Annotated in this window: 14 protein-coding genes and 3 tRNA genes (1 of these 17 running past the window's edge); 3 read left to right on the top strand and 14 right to left on the bottom strand. The window is 67.8% G+C overall.

What is annotated here, in order from left to right:
- From QZ329_RS11935 to QZ329_RS11920, 4 genes are all read right to left on the bottom strand, one after another.
- Positions 1-55, bottom strand: a tRNA-Leu gene (locus tag QZ329_RS11935) (it extends 133 nt beyond the left edge of the window).
- Positions 56-141: 86 nt separating this feature from the next.
- Positions 142-229, bottom strand: a tRNA-Leu gene (locus QZ329_RS11930).
- Positions 230-260: 31 nt separating this feature from the next.
- Positions 261-346, bottom strand: a tRNA-Leu gene (locus QZ329_RS11925).
- Positions 347-497: 151 nt separating this feature from the next.
- Positions 498-1214: an NAD-dependent protein deacylase gene (locus tag QZ329_RS11920; protein ID WP_295752886.1), complete on the bottom strand. Its 717-nt coding sequence runs from the start codon at positions 1212-1214 to the stop codon at positions 498-500.
- A gap of 53 nt (positions 1215-1267) precedes the next feature.
- Between QZ329_RS11920 and QZ329_RS11915 the strand changes: the two genes are divergently transcribed.
- The 3 genes from QZ329_RS11915 to QZ329_RS11905 are packed head-to-tail and all read left to right on the top strand — an operon-like array spanning position 1268 to position 2675.
- Positions 1268-1603, top strand: a complete 336-nt coding sequence (locus QZ329_RS11915; RefSeq protein ID WP_295752885.1) for an arsenate reductase family protein — start codon at positions 1268-1270, stop codon at positions 1601-1603.
- Between the two features lie 25 nt (positions 1604-1628).
- Positions 1629-2462, top strand: coding sequence for a YihY/virulence factor BrkB family protein (locus QZ329_RS11910; protein WP_295752884.1), 834 nt, complete (start codon positions 1629-1631; stop codon positions 2460-2462).
- A 12-nt stretch (positions 2463-2474) separates the two neighbouring features.
- Positions 2475-2675, top strand: a complete 201-nt coding sequence (locus tag QZ329_RS11905; protein ID WP_295752883.1) for a hypothetical protein — start codon at positions 2475-2477, stop codon at positions 2673-2675.
- A gap of 65 nt (positions 2676-2740) precedes the next feature.
- Here the strand turns inward: QZ329_RS11905 and QZ329_RS11900 are convergent, their stop codons facing one another.
- From QZ329_RS11900 to QZ329_RS11855, 10 genes are all read right to left on the bottom strand, one after another.
- A complete protein-coding gene (locus QZ329_RS11900; RefSeq protein WP_295752882.1) occupies positions 2741-3322 on the bottom strand; it encodes a hypothetical protein in 582 nt (193 codons plus the stop codon).
- Positions 3315-4385: a baseplate J/gp47 family protein gene (locus QZ329_RS11895; protein WP_295752881.1), complete on the bottom strand. Its 1071-nt coding sequence runs from the start codon at positions 4383-4385 to the stop codon at positions 3315-3317. The genes QZ329_RS11900 and QZ329_RS11895 overlap by 8 nt, the downstream gene beginning before the upstream one ends.
- A 19-nt stretch (positions 4386-4404) precedes the next feature.
- Positions 4405-4755 (bottom strand): hypothetical protein, encoded by a 351-nt coding sequence (locus QZ329_RS11890; protein ID WP_295752880.1) that lies wholly within the window; start codon positions 4753-4755, stop codon positions 4405-4407.
- A 13-nt stretch (positions 4756-4768) separates the two neighbouring features.
- Positions 4769-5185, bottom strand: a complete 417-nt coding sequence (locus tag QZ329_RS11885; protein WP_295752878.1) for a hypothetical protein — start codon at positions 5183-5185, stop codon at positions 4769-4771.
- A 24-nt stretch (positions 5186-5209) separates the two neighbouring features.
- Positions 5210-6151 carry a hypothetical protein gene (locus QZ329_RS11880; RefSeq protein ID WP_295752877.1) on the bottom strand — a complete coding sequence of 314 codons (942 nt, stop codon included), beginning with the start codon at positions 6149-6151 and terminating at the stop codon, positions 5210-5212.
- The gene (locus QZ329_RS11875; protein ID WP_295752876.1) at positions 6148-6729 is read right to left on the bottom strand and encodes a LysM peptidoglycan-binding domain-containing protein; all 582 of its coding nucleotides are present in this window, start codon (positions 6727-6729) and stop codon (positions 6148-6150) included. The genes QZ329_RS11880 and QZ329_RS11875 overlap by 4 nt, the downstream gene beginning before the upstream one ends.
- A 41-nt stretch (positions 6730-6770) precedes the next feature.
- Complete coding sequence (locus tag QZ329_RS11870; RefSeq protein ID WP_295752875.1) at positions 6771-7529, bottom strand: hypothetical protein; 759 nt, start codon at positions 7527-7529, stop codon at positions 6771-6773.
- 5 nt (positions 7530-7534) lie between these two features.
- A complete protein-coding gene (locus tag QZ329_RS11865; RefSeq protein WP_295752874.1) occupies positions 7535-7858 on the bottom strand; it encodes a hypothetical protein in 324 nt (107 codons plus the stop codon).
- A complete protein-coding gene (locus tag QZ329_RS11860; protein WP_295752873.1) occupies positions 7855-8238 on the bottom strand; it encodes a hypothetical protein in 384 nt (127 codons plus the stop codon). Before QZ329_RS11860 ends, QZ329_RS11865 begins: the two co-directional genes overlap by 4 nt.
- 21 nt (positions 8239-8259) lie before the next feature.
- A partial coding sequence (locus tag QZ329_RS11855) for a phage tail sheath C-terminal domain-containing protein (protein ID WP_295752872.1) occupies positions 8260-8864 on the bottom strand: 605 nt, incomplete at its 5' end.

Genomic DNA, 8864 nt, shown 5'->3' with positions numbered 1-8864 from the left:
CGTAAAGGACACTAGAACCTGAATCTAGCGAGTCTGCCAATTCCACCACTCGCGCGCATTGATATGAACTTGTGATGGTCCGCCGGACGGAGCATGAAACCAGGTCCCGCCCCGTATGAGACGGGACCCCGGTTTTCATCCTGGTGCGCGAGGCGGGACTTGAACCCGCACGTCCGTAAAGGACACTAGAACCTGAATCTAGCGAGTCTGCCAATTCCACCACTCGCGCATGGCTTCAGCGGTCTCTTTCAAGGGACCTGTGGTGCGGCTGACGGGACTTGAACCCACACGTCGATACGACACCAGCACCTCAAGCTGGCCTGTCTACCAGTTCCAGCACAGCCGCGTAATAAGAGTCCCCAGGAAAGACTGCTTGCTTATTATAGCCAGAACCGCCGCCGTTGTCAACACCCATTTTTCGTTTTTCCCGAAATTTTTCCTCCGGGCGCCGGCGGCCGGCCCCTCCGCCCAGTGCGCGGAGGGGCGCTTCCCGATTTTTACAGCCGGGCCATCACCTCGCCGATGGGGTCGGTGATGACCAGGGCGGCGGAGAGGTCCCGGGCCACGGCGGACTTGTTGATGAGGACCAGCCTCTCCCCCCGGAAGTAGTTGATGAGCCCGGCGGCGGGATAGACGTTCAAAGAGGTGCCGCCGATGATGAGGAGGTCCGCCTTGGCGATGGAATTCACCGCGTCGTTCAAAACGGCCTGGTCCAGCCCCTCCTCGTAGAGCACCACGTCCGGCTTCACAACGCCGCCGCAGCCGCATTTCGGCACGCCGCCGGAGCGCAGGATGAAGTCCATCCCGTAAAACTTCCCGCACCGCTCGCAGTAGTTCCGGTGGACGCTGCCGTGGAGCTCGCAGACGTGCCTGCTGCCGGCGGCCTGATGGAGGCCGTCGATGTTCTGGGTGACGACGGCGGTCAGTTTTCCCTCCGCCTCCCACTGCGCCAGCTTTTTGTGGGCGGCGTTGGGCTTGGCTTCGGGGAGAAGCATCTTCGCCCGATAGAAGCGGAAAAACTCTTCGGGGTTGCTTTTGTAGAAGCTATGGCTTAAAATGGTCTCCGGCGGGTATTTCCACTCCTGGTGGTAGAGTCCGCCGGTGGAGCGGAAATCCGGGATGCCGGACTCCGTGCTGACCCCGGCTCCGCCGAAGAACACGATGCGGCGGGATTCCGCCGCCCACGCCTTTAAGGTTTCGACTGCTTCCGTCATAAAAATCCCTCCCTGCGGTTTATAATGGCCCATGGGACAAAGGAGAGCGCGCCATGAACATTCAGATTTTCGGATCCTCCAAGTGCTTTGACACGAAGAAGGCCCAGCGCTGGTTCAAAGAACGCCGGGTGAAGTTCCAGTACATCGATCTCCCCTCAAAGGGATTATCCCTCCGAGAGTACCAATCCGTCAAGCAGAAAGTTGGCTTCGAGGCTCTGGTCAACCCAAAATGCCGGGCCTACGAAGCGCTCTACATGGCCTATACCGCCCCCGCCGCCCAGGAGGAAAAGCTCCTGGAAAACCCGGAGCTTTTCCGGACCCCCATCGTCCGCAACGGCAGGGAGGCCACGGTGGGCTACCGCCCCGAGGTCTGGGAGACCTGGGAGTAATCAACGGAAGCGTGGTGATTCCGGCATGAGGCGCAAGCTGCCCCGCGGCGCGTATCTTCTGGCGCAGCGCTACTTCCGCCACGGCGTGGGGGTCCAGAGCGCCGCTCTGGCCTTCTACCTGCTGTTTATGATCTTCCCCTTTCTCATCTTCATCAGCGCCCTGCTGGGTCTTCTGGACCTGAACGTCACCGCCATTCTGCTGGCCCTGGGGGAGTTTCTGCCCCGGGACGTCATCGACATCATCCGGGCCTATCTCATCCACGTGGGGCAGAGCCCCAGCCCCCAGCTGATGGTCTTCGGCCTGTTCTTTTCCATCTGGTTTCCCATGCGGGCCACCAACGCGCTGATGGTCTCCGTCCGCACGGCCTATCACCTGGGCCCGCCCCGGCGGGCGGTGATTCACCGGCTGAAGACGCTTTTGTACACCGTGGTGCTGATCAGCGCCATTGCCCTGACCCTGGTGCTGATGACCGTGGGGGACCGGCTGCTGGGCTACGCCGTGGGCCACTTCCGCCTGCCGCTGTTTCTGGCGGAACTGTGGGCCCGGATGCGCTTTCCGGCGGCGGCGGTGGCGGGATACTTCGCCCTGTTCTTTCTCTACGCCCTGGCTCAGGACGGCCGCCAGCCCTGGCGGAACATCTGGCCGGGGACCCTGGCGGCCCTGGCGGCGTGGATGCTCCTCAGCTGGCTGTACGCCATGTATGTGGAAAATTTCGCCAACTACTCGCTGCTCTACGGCTCCATCGGCGCCGTGGTGGTGCTGATGATCTGGCTCTACATGTCCGCCAACGTCCTGATTCTGGGGGCGGAGCTCAACGGAACCATTCTGGCCCTGCGGAAGGAGCAGGAGGAACTTTGAAAGGAGGCCTCCATGCCGTTCTCGAAGGAAGAATTGACCGAAGCCAAACGGCAGATCGACTCCACGCTGCACAAACTGCGGAAGGCCGCAGAAGCGCTCCAGGCAAAGGAACACCCCGAGCGGTACCGCTCCCAGATCACCCTGGCCCGGCGGCGCGTCCAGGCGTTTGAGCTTGCGGTCCGCCTGATTGAGCGTGAACTGACGCAGATTTGATTTTCTCGCAAAAGGGAGGCCGGCATCCGCCGGCCTCCCTTTTTCCGCGCCTTCGGCCAAAGGAATCACGCCTCCTCCGGCTCCGGCGGTATGGCCAGCTGGAACCCGTTCCAGTCATAGCCCCGCTCCTCGATAAGGCCCCAGGTGTACCCCGCCCCCTCGCACTCCTCCCAGGTGAGGTAGCGGAAGTAAAACTCCACCTCCAGATGGCAGGGGAGAATGTCCAGAATGATCTTTCGAATCTGCTCAAACTCCGGCGGCACCCCCGCCGTCTCCGGGAAGACCACTCGAATCCGGTTGGTCCCCATCTCAACGGCCCGGGCCCGGATGCCGCAGCCCCGCAGGGTCCGGCCGATGGCCCCGGGGGTCAGGCTGTCCCCATCGATCTGGAGGAGGGCCGCGATGGCCGCCCGGCGGTCCTCCGGCGTATGGGCGGCGGGGCGGCGGAGAAACAGGGCCTCCCGGCGGCGGAGCCCCTCGTTCTCCGCCGTGGCGGCAACGCTCTCCCGCTCCACGGCCTCCAGCCGGTCCGACACGGCGTCCAGCCCGCGGCCCAGGGCGTACAGCTCCGCGCCGCTGAGGGAATCCCGGTCCAGACGGTAGACCCCCAGCGGGGCCAGCAGGGCCTTTAAATACGCCTCATACATTCTCCGCCTCCCGAAGCTCCGTCACCTCCAGCGTCCCCAACACCGGCAGCACCGTGCTGTCCGCCGGGACGTCCGCCTCCGGCGCGGTAAAGCGGTAGTTTTCCACGCCCTCCAGGGCGTAGAGCCGGTTTCCCAGCTCCGCCAGCCGCACCGGCCTTCCCAGCATCCGCCCGCCGAAGAAGTCCGCCACAGCCCGCCGGACCGACTCCAGCACCGCCTCTTTGTCCTCCCCTTCTTTCGGAACCACCGCCGCCGACACATTCACCCGCCGGACCTCCGGGGCCAGGACCTTCACCTGCACCGCGATCTCCCGCTTCTCCCGGAACTCCTCCGCAAGGCCCCGCAGCAGCGCCTCGCCGGGCAGGCCGTTCTCCCCGGCCACGTAGACGTTCACGGTGCCGGGCCCCTCCGCCCGGCCCACGGCCTTGGCCGCCGTCACGCCGGGATAGCCCATGGCCGTGGTCTCGTACCAGGCGGTGTTGGCCCCGTTGGGAAGGCGCCGGTAGCTCTCCAGAATCCGGGCCCGGAAGGTCTCGTCGTCCTCCTCCTCACAGCCGCCGGTAAAGGCCTCCGGGTTGGTGACGGAAGTCACCGCCACAGGGCAGGCCGTCAAAAACCGCACCGCCCCCGGCACGGCGTTCCCTCCGGTTCCGGCCACCAGGGCCTCGGCGGGTACGTCGGCATAGAGGGCCCCCGCCGGAAGCGCGCCCTCCTCCGTGGTGCGAAAGCGGACCTCCTCCGCCGTCATGCACACCGTCCCCGCCGGAATGGCGGCGTCCATGGCCGGGGCGGTCTCCACGCAAAAGCGCAGCACCCCCGCCGCCCGGGCGGCGGGCAGGCGCTTCAGCCCCCGCATGGCTCCGTGCCGGTCCAGCCAGACCCCCTGGGCCGTCTGGGGAAAGCTCTGGTCCAGCACCCAGTCCGCCTGGATTTCCAGCGCCTGCATCTGCGCCGCCGCGGCCCACAGGCGGACCGCCAGGTCGCAGCCCGCCTCCGGCGTGAAGCCCGCCCGTCCGGCGAAGGCGCTCAAAAGGTCCTTGTAAATCTCCTCCACGCTCCGCATGCTCTTCTCCCCCTTTTCCTCACGGCAGAATCTCCACCGTCACCGGCAGCGCCTCCCCCTGATAGCGCAGCGCCGCCGTCACCCGGGCCGTCCGGTCCCGGTCCTCCTCCACCGTCACTCTCTCCACCGTCACCGGCTCCTCCTCCAGGGCCTCCGCCACAAACTGCCGGGCGGCGGCCCGGCGCTCCGGTGCGGGGAGATTTCCCAGGGTCCACAGGCGGCTTCCCAGGCTCTCCCAGAAGGGGAAGGTCCCCCTCCGGGCCGTCAGCCGGAAAAATATCCGCTGCAAAAGGGCCTCCCGGCCCTCCACCCGCCGCAGTCCCCCCGCGCCGTCCGCCAGGTAGTCCCCGTCTCTCAGCTCCAGCTCCATGTCGTCGCCTCCCTCAGCAGTTGCAGGGCTTGTAGGGCACGCCGTCCACCGTAAGGCTGCCGGACACCGCCACCTCTCCGCCCTTTATGTTCACGTACCGCCCCTGAATTTCCACGCCGCCGTCCTGCCGCAGGTACACGGCGCTGCCGCCGGGACCGTAGAGATAGACCTCTCCAGGCCGGATGTCCCTGGGCGCTTTCAGCGGCCGCATCCCGGCCACGCACTGCTCTTCGCCGCCGGGGCCGCCCTTCACCACCAGCACCGCCGCGCCGCTGCCCGGGGCCCACAGATAGCCGCCGGGGCCGTACACCGGCAGGTCCCGCACCTCTCCCCGGGTGACGACGCCCACCCGCTCCCCGGCGATGGTGGTCACGCCCAGGTCCGCGTCGGCGGTGGCCGGCGCAGGCCGCATCTTACTGGATAGCCACATACCATTCCCCCCTGTCCGTTTTTCTCAAAGCGGTTTCAGCGTCAGCGCCGTCACCGCCCCGGCGTCTCCGGAGAAGCGGCTCTCCGCCTCCGCCACGCGGAAGGTCCCCTCCAGGCCCATCCGCTCCAGCCGGAGGGCCGCCCGGTCCCCCGGAAAGGCCAGAAAGCTCCCCGGCAGCGTCACCTCCGCCGTCCAGGCGTCCTCCTTGGACCGTTCAATCTGATACTCCCCGGTGTAGCGCATGGCGGCCCAGGTGCTCTGTCCCGGGGTGTAGATCACCCGGCGGCACTGGCCGCCCCTGTCGATCCACTCCTGGTTTTTCACGGAGAAGGACTTGTTCCGGGTCTTGTCGATAACCAGCGCCTCCGTCAGCACGCCGTAGTGGTCCTCCCGTAGCGCGCAGGAGAGCACCGGGTCCCCCTCCCCAATGAAAAGCGTCCGCCCCGGCGTCTCCGGAACCGCCAGCAGCTCCCCCTCCCGGCCGAACCGGGGGGAGAATCGCCCATAGGTCCGGCAGAAGTCCTCCACCGCCTTCCACTGGCTGCACCCCGCCGCCACGGTGTAGACAGAGTTCGCCCGGACCTCCGCCGCCGCGCCGCAGGTCACGCCGTAGGGCTGAACGTGACAGCGGAGAATCTCCTCCAGCGTGGCCTCCTGATAGGTAACGGGCCGGGACTCGTTGTCCAGCAGGCGGGCGGCGTAGCCCCGGCCGGTGACGGTGGCGGTGAGCCCGCCGCCGTCCAGGTTCACCGTGTACTCGTCCACCACGGCCCGGAGCATCACCTGTCCCTGTTCCTCCGCGGCGAAGCCCGCCGCCAGCCGCAGCGCCGGGGCCATCTCCTTACGGTAGACAAAGGTGACGGAAAAGCTGTCGCAGGGCACCGTCCCCGTGTGGGTGATCCGCCAGCTCAAAAGGGGCGGCAGCTCATAGATTTTGTGGTCCGCCGTGTAAATCCGTCCTTTCAAGGAATCTTCACCGCCTCTCCCGGGTAAATGAGGTTGGGGTTTTTGATCTGGGGATTGGCCCGCAGCAGCGCCGCCAGCGCCACGCCATAGCGCCGGGCGATGCCCCAGAGAGTCTCCCCCTTCGTCACGGTGTGGACTCTCCGTTCCGTCCCGCCGCCGTCCGCCGCCGTCCCCTGTCCGCCGGAGCTCTCCCCGGCGGGAATCTCCCGAAGCCCGCCGTCATAGCCGCCCCCGTCCTCCCAGAACTCGAAGCGGTAGCGCACGAAGTCCGGCCTGGGCTCCTCCGCCGCCTCCAGCGACGCGAAGTAGGCCCGCTCCGTCTGCCACACCGGATGGACCAGCAGCCCCGGCCCCTCCTCCCGGAACACCGCCGCCAGCCGCCGGAACTGTTCGTAGGCCCCCGCCCCGGCGAACACGCCCTCCCCCTTCAGCACCCGGAAAGCGCCGCCCAATTCCTGCATCACGCAGCCCCCGAAGGGCGCCTGATGGACGGCGATCCTCCGCCGGTACTCCACGGTGTAGACCTCCGGATTGTGGGGCCAGGTAAACTCTTTAAACCGCATCGGCGTCAGCCGCACATTCTCTCCTCCTCCCGCCGGGACCTTCTCCCGGCCCGAACTCAATACAGGGAAAACCCCCCGTCATAGCGCCGGGCGTCCCGCTGGACCGCCCGGGAGAGGGCCTTGGCTCCCTCCTCCTCCCGGAGGGCGGCGCTTCCCCAGCCGCCGCCCCAGAAGCCGGTCCCGTCCGCCGTCCCGGTCAAACCGCCGCCCCGGCGGCGCGCCGTCCGCCCCGCTGCCGCGCCGCCCCAGTCTGTCCGCTTACCGGGGACCTTCCAGTCTCCCCCGTTCCCCCAGCCGGGGAACGCCTCCCCGCCGCCCCGGTCCGCAAACTCCGCCGCCTCGGCCGCCTCAAAACTCCTGTCCCCAGGCGCCTCCCTCCGTCCCTTCTCCGGGGCCCTCCGGCCTTTCCTTCCGCCGGGGGACTCCTCCGCCTCCGGCCCGGCGGCTCTCCCCCTGTCCGCCGCCATTTCCCCGGCATCCTCGCCGCTCCGGCCCCATTCGGCCGGAGCCCCGCCGCTCTCCGCATCTTGAATCCGCTCCCAGACGCTCCAGGGCCGCGCCGCTTCCCCGGACCCGGAAGCGCGGTCCCGGCTAGCCTTCCGGACCGCTTCCCAGGCCCCCGGAACGGAGGCGTCTCCGGTCTCCCCGCCGGATTCCGTCCCGCCGTCCCCGGTCTCTCCGCCTTGCCGCCGGGCGTCCGCCCCGCCGTCCCTCCTCCGCCTCTCCCGGCGGTCCTCCTCCCTCTCCCCGCCGCCCGAAAGCAGCGCCGCCAGCGCCCTCCGCTGCCGCTCCAGCTCCCACGCCGGATAATCCATACACCTCACGTCCTCCCCATGGCCTCAAACCGCTCCGGGTCGAAGGCGGGATTCACCGCCCCGGCCCGCTCCTCCAAGGGGCGGCCCCAAGGGCCGCCCCCCTCCGCCAGACGCCGCAGCAGCCGCTCCATCTCCAGGCCCGTCAGGTCCTCCAGGGCCTCCATGCCGCCGCCGTAGACCCGCTCCCCCCGGAAGAAGCAGCACTCCGCCAGAATCCGTCCGTTGCACCGGAGAACCCGCTCCAGGGGGTCCTCCGTCTCCCGGCACTCCCGCCACAGCGCCAGCAGCCGTCCCGCCGTCAGGGGCCGCAGCTCGTCCATCTTTCTCATGCTGTGGTCTCGATGCGCTTGGCCGCCACCACCGTGACCTTTTCCGCCACCATGGCGTTCAGCTGCCCCTCCTCCTGGATGCCGCTCCACTGGCAGCCGCTGTAGATGATTCTCCGGTCCGGCTTGCAGATCACCAGGGAGAAGTCCGCCAGGTCATAGAAGTTGATCCCGTCGCTGGCCGCGCTGTCCGTGGCATAGAGCCGGGTCAGCTCCAGGGTATAGCGTCTTTGTCCCTCGATGGTGGCCACCGGCTCGCTCTCGCCGAAGGCCTCCACGCTCTGGGAGGTTTTACTGGCCTTGGCGGTGTAGCTCTGCACCACCGCCACCTTTCTCCCGTCCATCTCCAGATAGATGTCCGCGCTGGTGGGAAATCCCTTCATCGCCTCTCACGCTCCCCTCTCTCAAATCTCCACATGGACGGTCAGCCGCACCTGGTTCAGCCCGTGGGCCACGGAAAAGCTGAACTCCACCAGGCACACCGTGGGGTCCTCCTCCGAGGCCGTCACCGTCACGCCGTCATAGCCGTCGATGACCTCCGCCGCCAGCTTTTTCTCCAGCTCCACGATGACCTGGGACCGGATGGCCGCCCGGTTCCGGGCGTTGTTCTTGCTGCGGGCGAACTTGCCGCGCAGGGCGGCGCGCACCGCCGGAATCACGTCGTCCACGATCAAAATGGTGGTCAGCTCCCGCCACGTGGCGTCGGAAACGCCGCCGGTCTTCGTCCGGGTGGTGACGCCCCGCACCGGGGACACCACGCCGCCCGCGCACTCCAGAGGCGTCACGCCGCCCCGGACCAGCAGGTCGATGTCGTTGTCGCCGTAATCCCGGCTGAGACCCGTCAAGCCTTTGATTCCGGCCCCGTTCAAGGGCACCGCCGGGTCGGCGGCGGAGGCCGCCAGGGCCGCCACCGCCGCCGCGGCGAAGACGCCGGACAGGGGCTTTCCCGCGCTGTCCAGGGCGTCGGGACCCACCAGGACCATCCGCTCGCTGTTCAGCGCCGCCGCCC

Origin of the sequence: uncultured Oscillibacter sp., assembly GCF_910579365.1 — a bacterium.
GTDB lineage: Bacteria > Bacillota > Clostridia > Oscillospirales > Oscillospiraceae > Oscillibacter.
Note: the sequence above shows the minus strand (reverse complement) of the source record. Positions and strands in the feature narration are given on the sequence as shown.

Bases quoted from the DNA above. Each gene is read 5' to 3' on its own strand.
- QZ329_RS11890 (WP_295752880.1), bottom strand. From the start codon at position 4,755: ATGGAGCTGGAGCTGAGAGACGGGGACTACCTGGCGGACGGCGCGGGG.
- QZ329_RS11900 (WP_295752882.1), bottom strand. From the start codon at position 3,322: ATGTATGAGGCGTATTTAAAGGCCCTGCTGGCCCCGCTGGGGGTCTAC.
- QZ329_RS11870 (WP_295752875.1), bottom strand. From the start codon at position 7,529: ATGGATTATCCGGCGTGGGAGCTGGAGCGGCAGCGGAGGGCGCTGGCG.
- QZ329_RS11895 (WP_295752881.1), bottom strand. From the start codon at position 4,385: ATGCGGAGCGTGGAGGAGATTTACAAGGACCTTTTGAGCGCCTTCGCC.
- QZ329_RS11865 (WP_295752874.1), bottom strand. From the start codon at position 7,858: ATGAGAAAGATGGACGAGCTGCGGCCCCTGACGGCGGGACGGCTGCTG.
- QZ329_RS11905 (WP_295752883.1), top strand. From the start codon at position 2,475: ATGCCGTTCTCGAAGGAAGAATTGACCGAAGCCAAACGGCAGATCGAC.
- QZ329_RS11915 (WP_295752885.1), top strand. From the start codon at position 1,268: ATGAACATTCAGATTTTCGGATCCTCCAAGTGCTTTGACACGAAGAAG.
- QZ329_RS11920 (WP_295752886.1), bottom strand. From the start codon at position 1,214: ATGACGGAAGCAGTCGAAACCTTAAAGGCGTGGGCGGCGGAATCCCGC.
- QZ329_RS11910 (WP_295752884.1), top strand. From the start codon at position 1,629: ATGAGGCGCAAGCTGCCCCGCGGCGCGTATCTTCTGGCGCAGCGCTAC.
- QZ329_RS11860 (WP_295752873.1), bottom strand. From the start codon at position 8,238: ATGAAGGGATTTCCCACCAGCGCGGACATCTATCTGGAGATGGACGGG.
- QZ329_RS11885 (WP_295752878.1), bottom strand. From the start codon at position 5,185: ATGTGGCTATCCAGTAAGATGCGGCCTGCGCCGGCCACCGCCGACGCG.